The following is a 19,564-nucleotide window of genomic DNA, read 5'->3' as shown; positions in this document are numbered from 1 at the left end:
GTACCGCCCTTCGAAGGCGATGGGATCGACGGCCGACCTCCTCGACACCCGGGTCGGCGTCGCCAAGGCCGTGAAGTTCATCGGCCGGAAGATCTTCCCCGAGCACTGGTCCTTCCTGCTCGGCGAGATCGCGCTGTGGAGCTTCGTCGTGCTGATCCTCACCGGGATCTTTCTGACGATGTTCTTCGACCCGTCGATGGCGCATACGACCTACCCCGAAGACGCTATGCCCGCCACTCACCAGGGCATGGAGATGTCCGTCGCGTACGAATCGACGGTGCTGATGTCCTGGGAGGTCAAGGGGGGCCTCCTCATGCGGCAGATGCACCACTGGGCGGCGCTGCTGTTCGTCGCCGCGATCGTGGTGCACATGTTCCGGATCTTCTTCACCGGTGCCTTCCGCAAGCCGCGCGAGATCAACTGGCTCGTCGGGTTCACGCTGCTCATCCTCAGCCTGCTCGCCGGCTTCTCCGGCTACTCGCTGCCGGATGACGTGCTCTCCGGCAACGGCCTGCGAATCGCCGACGGCGTGGCGAAGTCGATCCCGATCATCGGCTCCTACGTCAGCTACGGCCTCTTCGGCGGCGAGTTCCCCGGTGAGCACATCATTCCGCGGCTGTTCACGGTGCACATCCTGCTGATCCCGGCCGCGATCGTCGCGCTGGTGACCGTCCACCTGATCCTCATGGTGGTGCACAAGCACACGCAGTACCCCGGGGTCGGACGCACGGACAACAACGTCGTCGGCTACCCCGCGTTCCCGGTCTACGCCGCGAAGATGGCCGGTTTCTTCCTCATCGTGTTCGGGTTCATCGCGCTGATGGGCGCGACGATGTCGATCAACAACGTGTGGAACTACGGTCCGTACGACCCGTCGCCCGTCTCGGCCGGCGCCCAGCCGGACTGGTACATGCTCTTCCTCGAGGGCGCGTTGCGTCTGATGCCGGGATGGGAAGTCGTCATCGCGGGCTACACACTGTCGTTGAACATCCTCATCCCCGGCGTCATCGTTCCGGGGCTGCTGTTCACCTTCCTGGCGGTCTACCCGTTCCTCGAGGCAGCCGCCACCAAGGACCAGCGCGAGCACCACGTCCTCGACCGGCCCCGCAACGTCCCGGTGCGGACAGCCCTCGGCGTGGCCTACCTCGGGGCATTCGGCGTCACGGTCCTCGCCGGTGCCAACGACCTCATCGCGACGCACTTCGAACTCTCCATCAACGACATCACGTGGTTCTTCCGGATCGCCTTCTTCGTGCTGCCCGTGGTCCTGTTCATCGCGACCAAGCGGATCTGCCTGGGGCTGCAGCGCCGAGACCGCGAGTTGGCGCTGCACGGCCACGAGACCGGCCGGGTGGTCCAGCTGCCCGACGGCGCGTTCATGGAGGTGCACAAGCCGCTCACGGACGAGGAGCGCTGGCTCCTCGTCGCGCACGAGGCGCAGCGCCCGATCGAGGTCGGCCCGGCCACGGACCGCCGCGGGGTCGACCGCCCCGGTTACCGCGCGGACCGTATCCGGCACCGCATCTCGAGGTTCTTCTACGAGGACCGCGTCGAGCCGGTGACCCCGGCCGAGCTGGCGGCTGCCGCCCACCACGGGCACGGTCCGGAGACGGACGGGCACCCGGAGGAACCGCACGAGATCCACGGCGGTTCGATGGAGGTCACCCGGCCCGAAGCCGCCGTCGACGAGCAGGTCGAGCAGCCACCGAGCGGTGGTTCCATCGCAACCTTGGCCCGGGGAGAGAAGGGCTGACGGCTGCTCGGTGACGTACCGCGCTGTCCCGTCCGTCCGCTTTCTGGACGGGCGGGAACAGACCGGTACCGACTAGGTTGGACCTGGTGAGGGGTTCCTGACCAGGGACCGTCCCGACGCGCGGTGTCATCGCCGCCCGAGTAACAGGAGGACACATGGCCGTGTATACGCTGCCCGACCTTCCCTACGACTACAGCGCGCTCGAGCCGCACATCAGCGGCAAGATCATGGAGCTCCACCACGACAAGCACCACAAGACGTACGTGGACGGCGCGAACGCGGCCCTCGACAAGCTGGCCGCCGCGCGTGAGGCGGGCGACCTGGCTGCTGTGAACCTGTACGAGAAGAACCTCGCGTTCAATCTCGGCGGACACATCAACCACACGATCTTCTGGAACAACCTCTCCCCCGACGGCGGCGGCGAGCCGGAGGGTGAGGTCGCCGAGGCGATCAAGGACTCGTTTGGTTCCTTCGACGCCTTCAAGAACCACTTCACCGCCAACGCGACGTCGATCCAGGGCTCGGGCTGGTCGGTGCTCGCATACGACTCGGTCTCGCGCGGCCTGGTGATCTTCCAGATGTTCGATCAGCAGAACAACGTGCCGGTGGGCACGATCCCCCTGCTACAGCTCGACATGTGGGAGCACGCCTTCTACCTGGACTACCTCAACGTCAAGGCGGATTACGTCAAGGCGTTCTGGAACATCGTGAACTGGCAGGACGTCGCAGGACGCCTGCAGCGCGCCACCTCGCAGGCTCCGGGGCTCGTCGTCCCGAACTGACGGCGCAGCACCAGGACCGATCCGCAGCCCCGGGCCGCCGGCCCGGGGCTGCGTCGTGCCTCAGCCTTTGACGGCCCCGGCCGTGAGGCCGCCGCGCCAGAACCGCTGCAGCACGACCATCGCCACCATCAGGGGCACGATCGAGAGCAGCACACCGCCGGTCGTCAGCTCGTAGAACTCGGGCAGCCGCTCCACCTGGGCGTTCCAGTTGGCCAGCCCGAGTGTGACGGGATAGAGCGACTCGTCGGCCAGCATGGTCAGGGGCAGGAAGTAGTTGTTCCAGATGCCCACCAGCTGGAAGAGAAAGACGGTCACCAGCGCGGGGACCATGGCACGCAGCCCCACGGTGTGGAAGATCCGCAACTCCCCCGCACCATCGATGCGGGCAGCCTCCACGAGGGAGTCGCTCACGGTGGCGTCGGCGTAGATGCGGCAGAGGAAGAATCCGAACGGCGAGACCAGCGAGGGGATGAGCACGCTCCAGTACGTGTTGGCGATGCCGAGCGTGGAGAAGAGCAGGAAGAGCGGCAGCGCTGTCGCCGTGGCAGGGACGAGGACGCCGCCGAGCACGAGACCGAAGATCGCCTCCCGCCCTCGGAAGGAGTACTTCGCCAGCGCGTACCCGCCCGCGGCCGCGAAGTAGGTCGCGAGCAGTCCGCCCACGCCGGCGTAGAGCATGCTGTTTGCGAACCACCGCACCAGGATGCCGCCGTCGTAGGTCAGCGCCTGCGTGAGGTTCTCCCACAGGTGCACGCTGGGACCGAGGAGGAAGCCGTGCGTGGCGAACAGGTCCTCCGTGGTCTTGGTGGCCGCGATCACCACCCAGTACACGGGCACCAGGAAGTAGACCGCGACCACGGTCAGGATGCCCGTGACCACAATGGTCGACGCCGCGCTGCGGCCGGTGCGCCGGGCGCTCGAGGATCGCCTCATCGTTGCCCCCGGTTGGTCAGCCGGAGGAAGACGAAGGACAGTGCGAACGCCGTCAACGCGATGATGACGGCCTCGGCCGCCGCGAGGTTGTAGTCGTTGTAGTTGAAGGCAGCGTCGAAGGCGGCCATGTTCGGGGTGTACTCGTTCCCGACCGCCGTCGAGACCTGCTGGAGGATCTGCGGCTCGGCGAAGATCTGCAAGGTGCCGATGATCGAGAACACGATGGTCAGCAGCAGGGCCGGCCGGATGAGCGGGAGCTGGACGGACCCGGCCACGCGCAGCGGTCCGGCGCCGTCGACCCTGGCCGCCTCGTAGATCTCGGCGGGGATGGCCTTGAGCTGCGCCACGATGATGAGCATGTTGTAGCCGGTGTAGGTCCACGTGACGATGTTGGCGATGGACCACAGGACCGTCGAGGGCCCGAGGAAGTCGATGTCGATCCCGACGAGCGCGGCGACGTCGATGATCGGGCTCAGGCCGGGCACGTAGAGGAACGACCACAGCACGGAGGCGATCACCCCTGGCACGCCGTACGGCATGAAGTACGCGGCACGGAAGGCAGCCGGCCAGCGGGCGGAGGCGGACTCCAGCAGGAGCGCCAGCACCGTCGCCGCGGCGATCATCACCGGGACCTGCACCACACCGAACAGGAACATCCGTCCGATGGAGCCGACGAACTCGTTGTTCGCGAAGGCCTCCGCGTAGTTCCTCAGGCCTGCGAAGGACGACGTCGTCCCCTCCTCGCCGAAGAGTCCCGCGCGCTCGACCCGAATGAAGCTCTGGTAGATCGCGTACCCGATCGGTGCGACGAACGTGCCGAGGAACAACACCAGGAACGGGGCCAGCAGGATCCATGCGGCGCGTCGCTGGGGTGCGGCGGCGTCCCCCTCTGTCGTTGCCATGGTCACGCCGCCCGCGCGTTGAGGCCCTTGTCGGTGAGCATCTCGACGGCGGCCGTCTGAGTCCGGCGACACGCCTCGACCAGGCTCGAGCCGCCGCTGACCGCACGCACGAAGCCGTCGCTGAGCTCGTTGAACACCTGCTGGGTGGTCGGTGCCCACGTCCAGTCGGGATGCTGCTGTTCCGCTGCGGGCACGAAGACCTCCTCGTTGTAGCGCTGGCCCCCGAAGAACTCCGAGGGCTGCTCGCGTGGCGTCCCGATGTGGTCCGGTACCGGGGACCATCCGATACCGGAGTGCTCGATCTGGGCGTCGATCGCCTCCGGTGCCGTCGTCATCCAGATGGCGAACTCGGTCGCCTCAGCCGGATGCGGGCTGGTGGAGAACACCGCGGTCGTCGAGCCGCCGAGCTGCGCGGACCCGTACCCACCGTCCCATCGCGGCATCGGAGCCACCTGCCACAGCCCGGCCGTGCCGGCGGCGCCTTCGATGAGGGCGTCCGCCCATGACGCCGACATGCAGGCGCCGAGGCGGCCCTCGTTCGCGGCGGCGAACCAGCCCGGGGAGAACGGCGCGAGCGAGGTCGAGACGAGGTCCTCGCGGACCGCCCGGTCGAAGAAGTCTGCGGTCTCCAAGGTGGCGTCGTCGTCGATGCTCACCAACCAGGTGTCGTCGTCGATCGCGAACCAGGTGGCCCCGGCCTGCATGGCGAGCGCGGCGAAGTAGCTGCCGTCCGAGGGGTTGAAGATGTCGAGGTAACGGTCGGTGGCGCGGAACTCGCGCGCCAGTTCGGCCCACTCCGGCCAGGTCTGCGGCGGCTCGGCGCCGATCTCCTCGAGCAGATCGGTGCGGTAGAACCACGCGGTCGGTCCCCAGTCCTGCGGCAACGCGTACACGGCGTCGTTGAACGTCACCTGACCGAGGATCGCCTGCTCGTAGCGGTCGAGGACGGCGTCGGCACCGTACCGGCGGGTGTCCACGAGGCCGTCGACGAGCAGGAACGCCGGGGTCTGGCGCAGTTCGACCTGGGCCAGGTCCGGACCGCCGCCCGTGGCCAGCGACGAGAACATCTTCTGGTATCCGCCGTCCGGACCCGGCTGGATCCAGACCGCCTCGACCTGGACGTCCGGCCGCTGGGCGTTCCAGACGTCACAGACGAGCTGCAGGTCCTTCAGCCACGACCAGTACGTCAGGTGGACGGTGCCGTCCGGGTCAGCCGCCCGCCCCGAACCGCACGCCCCGAGCAGCGCCCCGGCGCCGAGCCCGAGGCCGGCCCGCAACGCCGTCCGCCGTGACCACTGCACACCGTGCTCCTTCGCCGCCCGGGACCGCATCGTCCGTAATGGCTCCATTGAACCGGTTCACAGGCGCTGCGCCAAGTTTCGGCGCGTCGGATCGCTTGGGGCGCAGGTCGCCGACGCGGCCGGGGCAGAGCCCCACCCACGAGTCAGCGGTGATCAGTTAGTGGTCAGTGGGCGTGCTGGCCGCGGTAGAACTCGAAGAGCTGGCCCACGAGCCCGACAAGGGCGAGCGCGATCCCGAGGCCGACCATCCACCACCCGATCGCCAGCCCGAGGAAGCCGAAGGTCGTGGCGAGGCCGAGAACGAGAGGCCACCAGCTGTGCGGGGCGAACACACCGACCTCACCGGCGCGTTCGGCGATGTCAGCGGTCGGGTTGTCTTCCGGGCGCGGATCGATCCGGCGGGCGGTGATCCAGAGATACCCGCCCGCCAGGGCCGAGAGACCACCGAGCAGGAACAGCCCGACCGTTCCCACCGGCTCCCAGTCGGCGACGATCCCGTAGATCACCCCGACCGGGATGAAGAAGACGACGCCGGCGAGGAACAGCCACGTCTCGACGAACATCGGTTTGTGGCGTTCCGGGTCCCGCTCGTCATGCATGTCCGTCATCGCTGCTCTCCTTCGGTGTGGCCCGACCGACGATCGTCAAGCACCTCTGCGCGGCCGCGGACCTCACTGCTGGCATACGCCGAGTCAAGGATGTCCCGGTTGGGCTCCGCCTGATCCATCGCCGCGACCTCGGGGTGGTGCAGATCGAACGCCGGGCGTTCGGACCGGATACGCGGCAGCGAGGTGAAGTTGTGCCGCGGGACCGGTGAACCGGTCGCCCACTCGAGGGAGTTGCCGAAGCCCCACGGGTCGTCGACGAACACCGTCCGCGGTCCTCGCATCGTGATGTACACGTTCCAGAGGAACGGCAGGGTGGACAGGGCGATGAAGACCGCACCTATCGACGAGATCTGGTTGTAGAACGTGAACCCGTCCTCCGGTCGGTAGTCCGCGATACGGCGCTGCATCCCCTGCACACCGAGCCAGTGCTGGATGAGGAACGTGGTGTGGAACCCGAGGAAGAGAATCCAGAACTGGATCTTGCCGAGTCGCTCGTTGAGCATCCGGCCGGTCCACTTGGGCCACCAGAAGAAGAACCCGGCGTACATCGCGAAGACCACGGTGCCGAAGACGACGTAGTGGAAGTGCGCCACCACGAAGTAGCTGTCGTGAACGTTGAAGTCCATCGCGGGACTGGACAGGATGATGCCGGTCAGGCCACCGAAGAGGAACGTGACCAGGAAGCCGAGCGAGTAGAGCATCGGCGTGTCGAAGGTGATCTTCCCTCGCCACATCGTGCCGATCCAGTTGAAGAACTTCACGCCCGTGGGCACCGCGATGAGCATCGTCATGAGCGAGAAGAACTCGAGCATCACACCGCCGGTGGTGAACATGTGGTGCGCCCACACCGTCACCGACAGCGCGGCGATCGCGATCGTCGCGAAGACCAGGCCCTTGTAGCCGAAGATCGGCTTGCGTGAGAAGACGGGGATGACCTCGGTGATGATGCCGAAGAACGGCAGCGCGATGATGTAGACCTCGGGATGCCCGAAGAACCAGAACAGGTGCTGCCACAGCATCGACCCGCCGGCCTCGGGATTGAAGATCTGGCCGCCCATGATCCGGTCGATCGCGAGACCGAAGAGCGCGGCCGCGAGCACCGGGAACGCCATCAGCGCCAGCACCGACGTGATGAGAATGTTCCAGGTGAAGATCGGCATCCGGAACATCGTCATGCCGGGCGCGCGCATGGTGATGATCGTCGTCGCGAAGTTCACCGAACCGAAGATGGTGGCGAACCCGGTCATCCCGAGTCCGAGCACCCACAGGTCGCCGCCGAGTCCTGGCGAGAACATCGCGTTGGACAGTGGCGTGTACGCGGTCCACCCGAAGCTCGCCGCGCCCTTGGGGGTAAGGAACCCGCCGATCACGAGCAGGCCACCGAAGAAGAACAGCCAGTACGAGAGCATGTTGAGTCGCGGGAAGGCGACGTCGGGCGCTCCGATCTGCAGCGGCACCAATGCGTTCGCGAACGCCGAGAACAGCGGCGTCGCGAAGAGCAGCATCATGATCGTGCCGTGCATGGTGAAGAACTGGTTGTACTGCTCACGCGACTGCAGCAGGATCCCCGGCTCGAACAACTCGGCACGCACCAGAAGTGCCAGGACGCCGCCGATCATGAAGAACAGGAACGAGGAGGCCAGATAGAGGTTGCCGATGACCTTGTGGTCCGTCGAGGTCATCCAGCTGACGATCTTTGTGCCCCAACTCTGCCGTTCGGGGCGCAGGCCCGGGGTGATCTCCGGGCGCAGCGAGGTCGCGGTGGCCATCAGTGCGTCTCCTCCTGCGTCACCATGTACTGGCGGTTGTACTCGTCCCCGAGGCGCCCGGTCTGGCCCGCGTCGCGCAGGCGCTGCATCTGCTCGTCATAGGTCTGCCGGTCCACGACGGCGACGTCGAAGAGCATCTCGGCGTGGAACTCGCCGCACAGCTCCGCGCACTTGCCGGAGTAGACACCCTCCTGCTGCGGGGTGACTTGGAAGGTGTTCACCCGGCCGGGGATGGCGTCCACCTTGTAGAGGAACGCCGGGATCCAGAACGCGTGGGCGACGTCGCGGGTGTGCACGGTGAACGTCACCGTCTCCCCTACCGGCAGGTAGAGGGTCGGCAGTTCGTCCGTGCCGTCCTCGCCGTTGATCGAGACGCGGCCGCCGGCGTAGTAGACGTCGTCGCTGAGGTAGTTGAAGTCCCAGCTCCACTGCTTTGCGTACACCTCGATCGCCAGGTCGGCATTGCTGTCCTCGGGGGTGATCTCGGTGTGTGCCGCCTGGTTGACGCCGTAGCCGACCTCGTCGCCGACTCGATTGACGTCGTTGGTGATGCCGGAGGAGAAGTAGAACAGGACGCCGACCATGAGCAACGGCAACGCCGTGTACATCAGCTCGAGCGGCACGTGGTAGCGCACCTGGACGGGCAGCTGGTTGTCGTTCTTGCGCTTGCGGTAGGCCAGCACGCACCAGATCGTCAGGCCCCACACGACGACGCCGACGAAGAGCGCGGCGATCCATGCCCCGTTCCACAGGTCGATGATGCCGTCGACCCGGTCGGTCAGCCCGCGCTCGGTGGGGAGGAACCCGACGTCGACGCCCAGCCCCGGCTCGCTGGGGTGCTGGTCGGCGGGCGCGCAGGCCGCCGCGGTCAGCGCGACGACGCCCGTGAGGGCGAGCGAGCGCACGACCCGGCGCCGAGTGCGGCGATGGGATGGCACGGATCTGACCTTCCGACGCGATGGTGATGCGGTCCCCACCTTAATAGGCGCTGGGACCGTTCCGCCCCATGTCGGGCGGTGTGGCCCGCCCGTTCGGTGAGCGAGCACGCGGCGCGACTCAGCGCGCACGGATCGCGTCGACGACGTCGATGACCAATGCGGTCGGCGGGACCTCTGCCGATTGCTCGCCGGCCGGCTGACCGGGGAGTTGGAGCACCACCCGCGAGCCGACCGGTACGTCGGCGAGCAGACCGGTGGGTAGCTCCTCGTCGATCGTGAGCGATGTCACGCCACCGGCGTCCCACGTGGACTGCTGGTTCGAGTTGTCCCACGCCGTCTCGGCCACCTGGACCAGGGCGGTCTCGCCCGCGCGCAGCAGATCGCCGTCGCCGGTGGCGATCACCGTGGCCCCGGCCTCGGTGGGTTCGGGCGCGCCGTCGTCGACGGTGATGGACGCCGGCTCGCCGAGATCCCCCTCGACGGTGACGGGCAGCTCCGGCTCCGGTGTGACGGGCTCCGCGTCGGCCTGAGCGCCCGCGTCCGGTGGGTACACCTCGACGACGTCGACGACGAAGACCAGACTCGCATCCCCGGGGATCCCACCCTGGGGCTGTCCCTCGGCGCCGTAACCCAGCTCGGGCGGGATGGACAGCAGGACCCGGTCGCCCACATGGGTCCCGGCAAGGCCCTGCTTCCATCCCTGGATGACGCCGTTGAGGCTGAAGCCGCTCGGAGCGTCCCGCGCGAATGAGCTGTCGAACGCCTGCTCCTCGCCCCAGACCTGCCCGTGGTAGTCCGCGACGACGAAGTCGTCGGCTCCGACCTCGGTCCCGTCGCCCTCCTGCAGCACCTCACTCTGCAGCTCGGCCGGCGCGCCGGACTCCGGGAACGTGATGGTCGGCTCGTCCCCGTAGCCTCCCTCGACGGCGGGCAGCTCCTCGCCCGCCCCCGTTGACTCCGGCTCCTGCCCACCGCCTCCGTCGTCGCTGCAGGCGGTGACGGCCAGTGCGATACCGGCGAGCAGGGCGGTCAGGACGGGCAGGCGGGGTCGCACGGAGGTCTCCTTCGTGGGCTGGACATGACGACGGCCCCGCCCGGAGTACCGGCACGGGGCCATCGGGGTCGTACGGGGTGTTGCGGACGGCTCAGTGGAAGGAGTCGCCGCAGGCGCAGGATCCCGTCGCGTTCGGGTTGTCGATGGTGAAGCCCTGCTTCTCGATGGTGTCCGCGAAGTCGATGGTCGCGCCCTCGAGGTACGGCACCGACATCCGGTCGACGATCACCTCGACGCCGCCGAATTCGCGCAGCGCATCGCCGTCGAGGACGCGCTCGTCGAAGTAGAGCTGATAAATCAGGCCCGAGCAGCCGCCGGGCTGGACCGCGACGCGCAGGCGCAGGTCGTCGCGCCCTTCCTGTTCCAGCAGCGTTCGAACCTTGTCGGCGGCGACGTCGGTGAGGACGACCCCGTGGGTGGCGACCTGCTCGGCGGTCTCGCTCATCACACTCTCCAGCTTCTCGGGTACGCCTGGACGGCTCTTCGACACGGCAAACACGGTCGGCCGCATGCTTTGTTCCCCGGCCAGCGTACGTCGTCAGCGGCACCGCGTGCACGGGCCGCGCGGTACGCGCGCTCCGCAACTCCGCCGTGGCGCACGATGCAGCCGGTGCGTCCTGACTCACGTGGACCAGGTCAGGGCCAGTCGCGCGACGCGCGCACGCACCGCCTCGGCCAGCTCGCCCGCGCCGGGTCGGGGCGCCGTCGGACGCACGCGCGAACGATCGCGGACCTCGTAGGCCCCGGAGATGCCGAGCGGGGCGATCTCGCGGCGGGAGGTGCGCAGTTCCTCGGCGACCACGACCACCGGGATCGCGCGATCGAGCGCGTGGTGGGCGACCGTCGCCACCACCGATTGGGTCAGCCCAGGCGCATCGAAGACGGCCGTTCCGGTGAGAATCAGGTCCGTCCCGGCGACGGCGCCCGCAAGCCCGATCTCCCCCGCGACCACGTCGGCGCCGGGCAGCGCCCGCCCGCCGAGCAGCCGCAGGGCGAAAGCCACCCCGCCTGCGGCACCGCTGCCCGGCGCGCGCCCCGACGGCGGAGCGGTGGTCACGCGTTCGGAGCCGGTGAGCAGGTCGATCCCGCCCGAAGGGCCGTGGTCCTCGACCTGCGCCACCCAGCCGGCGACCTGACGCTCGAGCTCCTGGGCGAGCCCGGGCCCGATCTCCGGCTCCTCCCCGAGGACGGCGCCCGCACCGTGCAGCCCGAGCAGCGGCAGGTCGTCGGCCACCGCGAGCACCAGATCCCTCCCGGCGAGCAGCTGTCGTGCGCGCGCTATGCCGCCGAGAGCCTCGATGAGCCCTCGCCCGCCGTCGTGCGTGGCCGCCCGCCCCGGGACCCCGACCACGATGCGGCCGGCGCCGGTACTCGCCGCCGCCTCCAGAAGCGGCGCCAACGGTGCGGACGTCCCCGTCCGCACGCTCCGCTCCCAATCGCCCGGATCCACGAGGTGCCGGCCGATGGCCTGGTCGGCCTCGACGTACGCGGTCCCGCCACCGACTCCGTCGACGTGGAGCACGGCGGCGACCGTGGCACCGCCGAGGGGGTCGGAGGTCTCGACGGGGACGAGCTCCCCGGGCCGGGCGGCGCCGATCGCCTCGAGCAGGCCCGCTGACCCGTCGGACATCGGGAGGGTGTGCACGTCGTCACCGGGCGCGCTCGAGGCCCACCCGGTGGCGAAGAGGCGGGCGGCCTGCACCGCGTTCGACGGGCCGGAGAATCGGTCGGGCGCGATGAGGACGTGCACCGGGCCATCATGCCGGGTACGGCGTCCACGGGACACGGGTGCCTCGTCCGCGCTGCAGCTGTGGCACCATCTGCGCCATGCATGCGCCCCGCACCGTCCAGCGTGCCGCCGCGTTCGCGGCCGGCACCGCCTGCCTGGTGATGGTGACCGCGTGCTCCGGCGAGCAGTCGGTCGAGCCAGTCTCGCCCGGCGCGCTCGAGGAACAGATCGCGGACGCCATGGAGGACGAGGTCGGGGTGCGCCCGAGCGTGACCTGCGAGGAGGAGCTGCCGGCCGAGGAGGGCGCGGAGGCGACGTGTGATGTCGCCAACGAGGACGACCCGGACTCGGCCTTCACCGTCACGGCGACCGTGACCTCCGTGGACACCGAGACCGGGACTGTCGAGTTCGACCTCAGCGAGACCGAGCCGGGCGCGGGCGGATCCGACGACGCAGGATCGGACGACGGGCAGAGCGAGACCGACCAGTCTCAGGACGGCCAGGACGGCGAAGGCGGCGAGGACGGACAGGAAGGCCGAGACGACCAGGGCTGACTACAGCGAGCCGCCCAGCCGGGCGAGCAGGAGGGCCTCGGCCAGGACCACCTTCTCCAGCTCGGCCAGGTGGACGGATTCGTCCTCGCTGTGGGCGCGCGAATCAGGGTCCTCGACCCCGGTGACGAGGATGTCGGCATCGGGGAAGACGGCTTTCAGATCCGAGATGAAGGGGATCGACCCGCCCACGCCGATGTCGACCGGCTCGCGGCCCCAGGACTGACGGAAGGCCCAGCGTGCGGTCCGCATCGCCTCGGTGTCGGCCGGGCCGGCGAACGCCTGGGCGCGCTCGCCCGCAGTGACCGTCACCTGTGCCCCGAAGGGGGCGTGTGCGCGGAGGTGGTCGTGCAGCAACCGTTCGGCCTCGGCCGGATCCTGACCGGGTGCGGTGCGCAGTGAGAGCTTGGCGCGGCACGCGGGGGCGAGGGTGTTGGATGCCGCCGCCACGGCGGTGGCGTCGAGACCGATGACGGACAGCGCCGGCTTGCGCCACATCCGCGCCGTGATCGGTCCGCGCCCGGCGAGCCGGTATCCGTCGACGACGCCCGCGTCCGCCCGTAGATCGTCCTCTGGGTAGTCGACGTCGACATCGTCACGACGGACCAGACCCTCGACGGCGACATCGCCGGCGTCGTCGTGCAAGGTCGCGATGAGACGCGCCATGAGCGTGACGGCGTCGAGCACCGGACCGCCGAACATGCCGGAGTGGACGGCGTGATCGAGCACCCGGACCTCGACCTCGCAGTCCACGAGACCGCGCAACGATGTCGTCAGTGCCGGCACCCCGACCTTCCAGTTGTTGGAATCGGCGACGACGATGACGTCGGCGCGCAACCGGTCGGCGTGGGTCGCGAGGAAGTGGGCGAACGTCGGTGAGCCGATCTCCTCCTCGCCCTCGGCGAAGACGGTCACGCCGACGCCGAGCGAGTCGCCGAGCACACGCAGTGCCCCGACGTGCGCCATGATCCCGGCTTTGTCGTCGGCGGCGCCGCGCCCGTACAGACGCCCGTCGCGCTCCTGAGGGGTGAACGGCTCACCCGTCCACCGCTCCGCCGGGCCGGGGGGCTGGACATCGTGGTGCGCGTACAGCAGGACGGTCGGGGCGCCCGCGGGGCCGGGCCGGTGCGCGACGACGGCGGGGCGGCTGACGTCACCGTCGGGCGTCGTCGCCGTCAGGATGTCGACCTGCGGCATCCCCGCCTCACGCAGCAGTCCGGCGACCGCTTCCGCACTGGCGCGGATCTGGTCCTGATCGAACGCCGGGGCGGACACGCTGGGGATGCGCACCAGGGTCTCGAGATCGGTCCGGATCGCGGGGAAGGCCTCGTGCGTACGTCGTGTCAGGGAGTCGATGTCGGTCACGACCGCGAGACTAACGCCCGCCCGGGCCGGGCCCGTCGTCGACTACCCTGCTGGGGTGATCGGACGCAAGCGCACCCCCGTGGAGGAACCCGAACCGGCGGCGGACGAGCAGCCGGCGGGCAAGGGCCGGCCGACGCCGAAACGCCGCGAGGCGGAGATGCGTAACCGGCGTCCGCTGGTGCCGGACGACCGCAAGGAGGCGAAGCGGCGCCAGCGCGAGCAGCGAAACGAGATGTGGCGCAAGCAGCGCGAGGCGATGATCACCGGCGAGGAGCGCTACCTGCCGATCCGGGACAAGGGGCGGGTGCGCCGGTACGCCCGGGACTACGTCGACGCGCGGTTCTCGGTGGCCGAGATCTTCATGCCGGTCGCACTCCTGATGATCATCGCCATGCTCTTCGTGGGCACGTTCCCCGAGCTGGCGAACATCGTGGTCCTCGGGACTTACGCGCTGCTGCTGCTGTCGATCCTCGACGGCGTCGTCATGGTCCAGCTGCTCAAGCGTCGCCTGCGGCGGACGTTCGACGAGAGCGAGATCCCGAAGTGGACGGGCCTGTACGCGTTCACCCGCGCGTTCTACTTCCGTCGGATGCGACAGCCCCGCCCGCAGGTCAAGCGCGGTCAGTACCCGGCCTGAGTCGCATCGAGGCCTCGGCCAGCGCGCGGTTCACCCGCCCCGGCCACGCCGGTCCCTCGTAGACGAAGGCGGAGTAGGCCTGGAGCAGGTCCGCACCGGCGGCGAGCATCGCACGGGCGTCGGCCACCCCTCCGATCCCTCCGACACCGATGATGAGCCGATCCGGTCCGAGTCGGGCGCGCAGTCGCGCGACGACGTCGACGGCGCGCTCACTCAGGGGCCGGCCGGACAGTCCGCCGGGTCCCAGGTGGTGCGCGATCGTGGTGTTGGTGGCGACCACACCGGTCAGGCCAAGATCGAGGACGAGGTCCGCGACCCGGTCGACGTCCGCGTCGGCGAGGTCCGGAGCAATCTTGACCAGCAACGGCATCCGGCGTCCGGCCGTCCGGTCTGCCACGGCCTGGACCGCCTCGAGGATGGGGCGGAGAGCCTCGACGGACTGCAGATCGCGCAGGCCGGGCGTGTTGGGCGAGGAGACGTTGACGACCAGGTAGTCCGCCCACCGTGCGACCTCGCGTGCCGAGCTCTCGTAGTCACCCACGGCTTCTTCGAGGGGCGTCACCTTCGACTTGCCGATGTTCGCGCCGACGATGACGCGCCGCCCCCGCCTGGTACGGCGCAGCCGCTGGAGACGGCGCCCGGCCGCGGCGGCGCCGTCGTTGTTGAAACCCATGCGGTTGCGCAGGGCCCCGAGTTCGAGCTCGCGCCAGAGGCGAGGCCGTTCGTTGCCGGGCTGGGCGCGTGCCGTGACCGTGCCGACTTCGACGAAACCGAACCCGAGCATGTCCATCCCGAGGACCGTGTCGGCGTGCTTGTCCATGCCCGCCGCGAGGCCGAGCAACCCGGGCACCGGCCGTGGGAGGCCCGGGACCGTGACCGGGGCGGCCGGACGCCGGCCGAGGACGGCGCGCACGGCATCAGAGAGAAACGGCACGGCTGCGACCGTACGAATGAGATCCATGGCGCGGGTGTGAGCGTCCTCGGGATCGAGCCGGACGAGCACGTGGTCGAACAACTGCCGATAGATCATCGGTCCGCCCGGGCCGCGATCCGCGCGGGCGCGCTGTGCCAGAGCCACGCGATCCCGAGCACCGGCAGAAGCGCAGGAACATACCCGTACCCCGCGCCGAACCGGCTCCAGACCGAGTCGTCGGCGAACAGCTGCGGCTCGAGCGTGGTCAGGACGCCGACGGTGACGACGCCGGCGAGCTCGACCAGCACCGTGATCCAGCCGACGCGGCGCATGCGGCGCCCGTTGTGCGCGAGGGCGACCGTCGCCAGGATGTAGACGAGTCCGGCGACCGCTGACAGCGAGTAGGCTAGCGGCGCCTCGCCCGCACGCGTCATGAGCTGAACAGTGGCCCGGGCGGTCGCCGCGAGCGCGAAGATGCCGTAGACGAGGATAAGCACGCGGCCCACGCCGTACGCCGGTCGCCGCGTGTCCTCCGCGGAGTGCGTCCGCACCTCGTCGCTCACGCGGACCACACCTGCCAGATTCGTGCCTGCATCGCCAGCAGCGCGACACAGATAACGAGCAGCGCGAGCGAACTCGTGCGTGTGCGGTCGGCCATCGCCCAGACGGCGGCGACGGGCAGCAGGAACAACGCGGTGATGACGTACCCCCAGAAGGTCCAGGGCTCGTGCAGAGTGGCCCCCCGAATGGTGGCCACGAGACCGGCCACGAGCTGCGCGAGCAACGCCAGTTCGACGACGGCGGCGCCGATGAGCTGCCGGAACACCACCGGCCGCCCCCGCACCAGGTGCCAGGCGGACCACAGTCCGAGCAGGCCGCTGGCAGCGGCGGCGGCCAGGACGCAGACGAGCACCCCGGGAGACTACCTCCGCCCGCCGCCGCCGGCGCACCGGGCTCGCGGGTTAGCATCGCTGATCGTGACGGATATCGAGCTGACAGCCAAGGATCCCGCCAAACTCTCTGCCGACGCCCTCGTGGTGGCGGTGGCCGCGACCGAGGACGGACCGCGGCTCCTCCCGTCCGCGCTCGGCGGTAAGGCCCTGACGCGGCTGGCGAAGGCGTTGCCCGCGCTCGGTGTGCGCGGCACCGTCGACGAGGTGGTCCGCGTCCCGGCGGACGAGGACGTGGCAGCCGACGTGGTCGTGCTGACCGGTGTCGGTTCGCTGACCGGGCAGGCACCGGACCGCGAGGGGCTGCGCCGCGGTGCCGGCGCCGCCACCCGCAGCCTGTCCGGTGTCGGCTCGGCTGTCCTCGCCCTGCCGGCCGACGAGGTCGACGACGTGGCCGCCGTCGCCGAGGGTGCGCTCTACGGGGCCTACCGCTTCGCCGAGTACCGTAGGACGGACCCCGCTCCGCTCACACGTGTGCAGCTGGCCTCACCACTCGCCCGGCGGAAGGACGCGAAGGCTGCGCTGGAGCGCGCGGTCGTCCTGGCCACCGGTGTCCACGGCACCCGGGACCTGGTCAACGCCTCCCCGCGCCACCTCTATCCCGCGACGTTCGCCGATCACGCGCGAGCCGCGGCGAAGGGCACCAAGGTCTCGGTGACGGTCCTCGACGAGAAGCAGCTCGCGGCCGGCGAGTATGGCGGCATCACCGGCGTCGGTCAGGGCAGCGCCCGACCCCCGCGACTGGTCAAGCTCAGTTACTCGCCCTCGCGTGCCAGGCGGCACTACGCCCTGGTGGGCAAGGGCATCACGTTCGACTCCGGCGGCCTCTCGCTCAAGCCCGCGAAGTCCATGGAGACGATGAAGGACGACATGGCCGGTGCCGCGACCGTCCTGCACACTGTGCTGGCGGCTGCCGCGCTCGCCCTGCCGGTCAAGGTCACGGGCTGGCTGGCGCTCGCCGAGAACATGCCGGGAGCGAGCGCGCAACGCCCCTCCGACGTGCTGACGATGCGCGGGGGGAAGACGGTCGAGGTCCTCAACACCGACGCCGAGGGACGCCTTGTCATGGCCGACGCACTGGTCGCCGCCGTCGAGGAGGGCCCGGACGCGGTGCTCGACATCGCCACGTTGACCGGCGCGCAGGTCGTCGCGCTCGGAGCGCGCGTGGGCGGGGTGATGGGCACCGAGGACATCCGCGGCGAGGTCGTCGGCGCCGCCGAGTCCGCCGGCGAGCAGTTCTGGCCGATGCCACTGCCGCGGGAGCTCCGTTCCTCGCTGGACTCGGCCGTCGCGGACATCGCCAACGTCGGCGGCCGCGAGGGCGGCATGCTCACCGCCGGGCTGTTCCTCCAGGAGTTCGTGGCGGACACGCCGTGGGCGCACCTCGATGTCGCCGGCCCGGCATTCAACGAGTCCGAGGCGTACGGCTACACCCCGAAGGGCGGTACCGGCATGGGCCTGCGGACCCTGGTGACGTTGCTGGAGAGTGCTGCCGGCCGCTGAGTCACCGGTGCTTGTTGCGCGAGTTCCACCGCCGCATCCGCGGCGGATATCCGGTGACCATGACGTCGTAGACCGGCACGCCGAGCTCCTTCGCGAGTGCCCGGCCCGTCCGAGCGTCCGGCACTCGCCGGCGAGTCCACTCGCCGGTCTCGGCGATGAGCACGACGGTGACCGGATCGTTGCGAGTCGGTGGCTCGAGGTAGGCCTCGACGCCCTGCCGGGTGCTCACGAACTGCCGGAAATGCGCCAGCGTGCGCGCCTTGCTCTCGTCCCGGGACACCTCGCCCGGGCGGCGGCGAACGAACGGCAGGCGCGAAAGCAGGCGCATGGCACCACGGTACGGCGACCGACACGGAGCCGGCCGGTGTGTGACAAACGGCACGGGCGCGACAGCGCGAGGCGACGGGGTGTCCCGCGGGTGGAACAATGTCGGCGACCGGCCCGGTACACGTAGGGTTGGTCACGCGCTCAAGGAGAGGTACGTGGCAGATTCGCAGGACTACGACATCGTCATCCTGGGTGCCGGAAGCGGGGGTTACGCGGCGGCACTGCGGGCCGCCGAGCTCGGGATGACCGTGGCACTCGTCGAGGGGGACAAACTCGGCGGGACCTGCCTGCACCGCGGCTGCATCCCCACCAAGGCGCTGCTGCACTCCGCCGAGGTCGCCGAGATGGTCCGTCACGCCGGTGCTGTCGGTGTCAACGGCAGCCTGGACGGCATCGACATGGCCGGCGTGGCCTCCTTCAGGGACGGCGTCGTGGGCCGTCTGTACCAGGGGCTCCAGGGCCTCGTCGCGGCCCGCCAGGTGAATCTCGTCCACGGGTGGGGTCGGCTGGTCGCCCCGGACGCCGTCGAGGTCGACGGCGTCCGTTACCGCGGCAAGCATGTGATCCTCGCGTCCGGCTCGCGGTCGAAGACGCTCCCGGGGCTGGAGATCGGCGGCCGGGTCATCACCTCCGAGCAGGCGCTCGAGCTCGACCACGTCCCCGCCAGCGCGATCGTGCTCGGCGGCGGAGTGATCGGTGTCGAGTTCGCCTCGTTGTGGCAGTCGTTCGGGACCGCGGTGACCATTCTCGAGGCACTGCCGAATCTCGTCCCGAACGAGGACGTCTCGGTCTCGAAGGCGCTCGAGCGTGCCTTCCGTAAACGGAAGATCGCCTTCCACACCGGGACGCGCTTCGCCGGTGTGGAGCAGGGCGCCGAGGGAGTCACGGTGCGCACGGAGGACGGCGGGACGTACACGTCCGAGATCCTTCTCGTCGCCGTCGGCCGGGCGCCGATGACCGAGGGGCTGGGCTACGACGAGCAGGGCGTGCGGTTGGAGCGCGGATATGTCCGCACCGACGAACGGCTGCGCACGTCGGTCCCCGGTGTGTACGCAGTCGGGGACATCGTGCCCGGTCTCCAGCTCGCCCACCGGGGCTTCCAGCAGGGCATCTTCGTCGCCGAGGAGATCGCCGGGTTGAAGCCGGCGCCGGTGGTCGAGTCCGGCATCCCACGGGTGACCTACTGTGATCCCAACGTCGCCTCGGTGGGCCTCACGCACACCCAGGCCGTCGAGGCGCTCGGCGAGGAGAACGTCGTCACGCTCGAGTACAACCTCGGCGGGAACGGCAAGTCCCAGATCCTCCAGACCGGCGGGTTCGTCAAACTGGTGCGCGAGAAGGACGGCCCGATCGTCGGGGTCCATATGCTCGGCGACCGGCTCGGCGAGCTCGTCGGCGAAGGACAGCTCATCGTGAATTGGGAGGCTTACCCGGAGGATGTCGCCGCACTGCTTCACGCTCACCCCACGCAGGACGAGGCCCTGGGCGAAGCGGCCTTGGCCCTGGCCGGCAAGCCGTTGCACGCCCACAACTGACCCGATCGAAGGAG

Annotated in this window: 20 protein-coding genes; 6 read left to right on the top strand and 14 right to left on the bottom strand. The window is 69.6% G+C overall.

Going from position 1 to position 19,564, the window contains the following annotated elements; translation table 11 throughout:
* Positions 1-19: 19 nt before the first annotated feature.
* Both qcrB and ACFSE6_RS14650 read left to right on the top strand, forming a co-directional pair.
* Positions 20-1,753: a cytochrome bc1 complex cytochrome b subunit gene (qcrB, locus tag ACFSE6_RS14655; protein WP_388009121.1), complete on the top strand. Its 1,734-nt coding sequence runs from the start codon at positions 20-22 to the stop codon at positions 1,751-1,753.
* 155 nt (positions 1,754-1,908) lie between these two features.
* The gene (locus ACFSE6_RS14650) at positions 1,909-2,535 is read left to right on the top strand and encodes a superoxide dismutase (RefSeq protein WP_388008656.1); all 627 of its coding nucleotides are present in this window, start codon (positions 1,909-1,911) and stop codon (positions 2,533-2,535) included.
* 60 nt (positions 2,536-2,595) lie between these two features.
* On the opposite strand, the gene ACFSE6_RS14645 is transcribed toward ACFSE6_RS14650, so the two are convergent.
* The 9 genes from ACFSE6_RS14645 to ACFSE6_RS14605 all read right to left on the bottom strand — a co-directional run bounded on the left by ACFSE6_RS14645 (position 2,596) and on the right by ACFSE6_RS14605 (position 11,790).
* Entirely contained in the window at positions 2,596-3,468 is an 873-nt protein-coding gene (locus tag ACFSE6_RS14645) for a carbohydrate ABC transporter permease (RefSeq protein WP_388008653.1), read from the bottom strand.
* On the bottom strand, positions 3,465-4,370 hold the full coding sequence (locus ACFSE6_RS14640) for a carbohydrate ABC transporter permease (RefSeq protein ID WP_388008650.1): 906 nt from the start codon (positions 4,368-4,370) through the stop codon (positions 3,465-3,467). Before ACFSE6_RS14640 ends, ACFSE6_RS14645 begins: the two co-directional genes overlap by 4 nt.
* 2 nt (positions 4,371-4,372) lie before the next feature.
* On the bottom strand, positions 4,373-5,671 hold the full coding sequence (locus ACFSE6_RS14635) for an extracellular solute-binding protein (protein WP_388008647.1): 1,299 nt from the start codon (positions 5,669-5,671) through the stop codon (positions 4,373-4,375).
* A gap of 164 nt (positions 5,672-5,835) precedes the next feature.
* The gene (locus ACFSE6_RS14630; RefSeq protein ID WP_388009118.1) at positions 5,836-6,234 is read right to left on the bottom strand and encodes a cytochrome c oxidase subunit 4; all 399 of its coding nucleotides are present in this window, start codon (positions 6,232-6,234) and stop codon (positions 5,836-5,838) included.
* Between the two features lie 41 nt (positions 6,235-6,275).
* Positions 6,276-8,048, bottom strand: a complete 1,773-nt coding sequence (gene ctaD, locus ACFSE6_RS14625) for an aa3-type cytochrome oxidase subunit I (protein ID WP_388008644.1) — start codon at positions 8,046-8,048, stop codon at positions 6,276-6,278.
* Positions 8,048-8,986, bottom strand: a complete 939-nt coding sequence (gene coxB / locus ACFSE6_RS14620; RefSeq protein ID WP_388008641.1) for a cytochrome c oxidase subunit II — start codon at positions 8,984-8,986, stop codon at positions 8,048-8,050. The genes ctaD and coxB overlap by 1 nt, the downstream gene beginning before the upstream one ends.
* Positions 8,987-9,104: 118 nt before the next feature.
* On the bottom strand, positions 9,105-10,040 hold the full coding sequence (locus ACFSE6_RS14615; RefSeq protein ID WP_388008638.1) for an FKBP-type peptidyl-prolyl cis-trans isomerase: 936 nt from the start codon (positions 10,038-10,040) through the stop codon (positions 9,105-9,107).
* A gap of 91 nt (positions 10,041-10,131) precedes the next feature.
* On the bottom strand, positions 10,132-10,485 hold the full coding sequence (erpA, locus tag ACFSE6_RS14610; RefSeq protein ID WP_388009115.1) for an iron-sulfur cluster insertion protein ErpA: 354 nt from the start codon (positions 10,483-10,485) through the stop codon (positions 10,132-10,134).
* Positions 10,486-10,662: 177 nt separating this feature from the next.
* Entirely contained in the window at positions 10,663-11,790 is a 1,128-nt protein-coding gene (locus tag ACFSE6_RS14605; RefSeq protein WP_388008635.1) for a glycerate kinase, read from the bottom strand.
* Between the two features lie 77 nt (positions 11,791-11,867).
* Between ACFSE6_RS14605 and ACFSE6_RS14600 the strand changes: the two genes are divergently transcribed.
* Complete coding sequence (locus tag ACFSE6_RS14600) at positions 11,868-12,323, top strand: DUF4333 domain-containing protein (RefSeq protein ID WP_388008632.1); 456 nt, start codon at positions 11,868-11,870, stop codon at positions 12,321-12,323.
* Here the strand turns inward: ACFSE6_RS14600 and ACFSE6_RS14595 are convergent, their stop codons facing one another.
* Positions 12,324-13,685 (bottom strand): dipeptidase, encoded by a 1,362-nt coding sequence (locus tag ACFSE6_RS14595; protein ID WP_388008629.1) that lies wholly within the window; start codon positions 13,683-13,685, stop codon positions 12,324-12,326.
* A gap of 55 nt (positions 13,686-13,740) precedes the next feature.
* On the opposite strand from ACFSE6_RS14595, the gene ACFSE6_RS14590 reads away from it, so the two are divergent.
* Positions 13,741-14,322: a DUF3043 domain-containing protein gene (locus ACFSE6_RS14590; protein WP_388008626.1), complete on the top strand. Its 582-nt coding sequence runs from the start codon at positions 13,741-13,743 to the stop codon at positions 14,320-14,322.
* Here ACFSE6_RS14590 and ACFSE6_RS14585 read toward each other — a convergent pair.
* From ACFSE6_RS14585 to ACFSE6_RS14575, 3 genes are read right to left on the bottom strand one after another with little or no spacing between them, the layout of a single operon-like run.
* Positions 14,297-15,352, bottom strand: coding sequence for a quinone-dependent dihydroorotate dehydrogenase (locus ACFSE6_RS14585; protein WP_388008623.1), 1,056 nt, complete (start codon positions 15,350-15,352; stop codon positions 14,297-14,299). The two genes, ACFSE6_RS14590 and ACFSE6_RS14585, sit on opposite strands and share 26 nt — an antisense overlap.
* Positions 15,349-15,798, bottom strand: a complete 450-nt coding sequence (locus ACFSE6_RS14580; RefSeq protein ID WP_388008620.1) for a hypothetical protein — start codon at positions 15,796-15,798, stop codon at positions 15,349-15,351. The genes ACFSE6_RS14585 and ACFSE6_RS14580 overlap by 4 nt, the downstream gene beginning before the upstream one ends.
* Complete coding sequence (locus ACFSE6_RS14575; RefSeq protein WP_388008617.1) at positions 15,795-16,148, bottom strand: hypothetical protein; 354 nt, start codon at positions 16,146-16,148, stop codon at positions 15,795-15,797. Before ACFSE6_RS14575 ends, ACFSE6_RS14580 begins: the two co-directional genes overlap by 4 nt.
* 64 nt (positions 16,149-16,212) lie before the next feature.
* Between ACFSE6_RS14575 and ACFSE6_RS14570 the strand changes: the two genes are divergently transcribed.
* Positions 16,213-17,688, top strand: coding sequence for a leucyl aminopeptidase (locus ACFSE6_RS14570; RefSeq protein WP_388008614.1), 1,476 nt, complete (start codon positions 16,213-16,215; stop codon positions 17,686-17,688).
* A gap of 1 nt (position 17,689) precedes the next feature.
* Here ACFSE6_RS14570 and ACFSE6_RS14565 read toward each other — a convergent pair whose 3' ends face one another.
* Complete coding sequence (locus tag ACFSE6_RS14565; RefSeq protein ID WP_388008611.1) at positions 17,690-18,016, bottom strand: oxidoreductase; 327 nt, start codon at positions 18,014-18,016, stop codon at positions 17,690-17,692.
* A 154-nt stretch (positions 18,017-18,170) separates the two neighbouring features.
* Between ACFSE6_RS14565 and lpdA the strand changes: the two genes are divergently transcribed.
* The gene (gene lpdA, locus ACFSE6_RS14560; protein ID WP_388008608.1) at positions 18,171-19,550 is read left to right on the top strand and encodes a dihydrolipoyl dehydrogenase; all 1,380 of its coding nucleotides are present in this window, start codon (positions 18,171-18,173) and stop codon (positions 19,548-19,550) included.
* Positions 19,551-19,564 lie beyond the last annotated feature (14 nt).

This window comes from Georgenia deserti (assembly GCF_042680605.1).
GTDB classification, from domain to species: Bacteria; Actinomycetota; Actinomycetes; order Actinomycetales; family Actinomycetaceae; genus Allobogoriella; species Allobogoriella deserti.
Note: the sequence above shows the minus strand (reverse complement) of the source record. Positions and strands in the feature narration are given on the sequence as shown.

Excerpts from the sequence above, each read along its gene's own strand:
- qcrB (WP_388009121.1), top strand. The coding sequence starts at position 20 with ATGGGATCGACGGCCGACCTCCTCGACACCCGGGTCGGCGTCGCCAAG.
- ACFSE6_RS14650 (WP_388008656.1), top strand. The coding sequence starts at position 1,909 with ATGGCCGTGTATACGCTGCCCGACCTTCCCTACGACTACAGCGCGCTC.
- ACFSE6_RS14645 (WP_388008653.1), bottom strand. The coding sequence starts at position 3,468 with ATGAGGCGATCCTCGAGCGCCCGGCGCACCGGCCGCAGCGCGGCGTCG.
- ACFSE6_RS14640 (WP_388008650.1), bottom strand. The coding sequence starts at position 4,370 with ATGGCAACGACAGAGGGGGACGCCGCCGCACCCCAGCGACGCGCCGCA.
- ACFSE6_RS14630 (WP_388009118.1), bottom strand. The coding sequence starts at position 6,234 with ATGTTCGTCGAGACGTGGCTGTTCCTCGCCGGCGTCGTCTTCTTCATC.
- ctaD (WP_388008644.1), bottom strand. The coding sequence starts at position 8,048 with ATGGCCACCGCGACCTCGCTGCGCCCGGAGATCACCCCGGGCCTGCGC.
- erpA (WP_388009115.1), bottom strand. The coding sequence starts at position 10,485 with ATGAGCGAGACCGCCGAGCAGGTCGCCACCCACGGGGTCGTCCTCACC.
- ACFSE6_RS14600 (WP_388008632.1), top strand. The coding sequence starts at position 11,868 with ATGCATGCGCCCCGCACCGTCCAGCGTGCCGCCGCGTTCGCGGCCGGC.
- ACFSE6_RS14585 (WP_388008623.1), bottom strand. The coding sequence starts at position 15,352 with ATGATCTATCGGCAGTTGTTCGACCACGTGCTCGTCCGGCTCGATCCC.
- ACFSE6_RS14565 (WP_388008611.1), bottom strand. The coding sequence starts at position 18,016 with ATGCGCCTGCTTTCGCGCCTGCCGTTCGTTCGCCGCCGCCCGGGCGAG.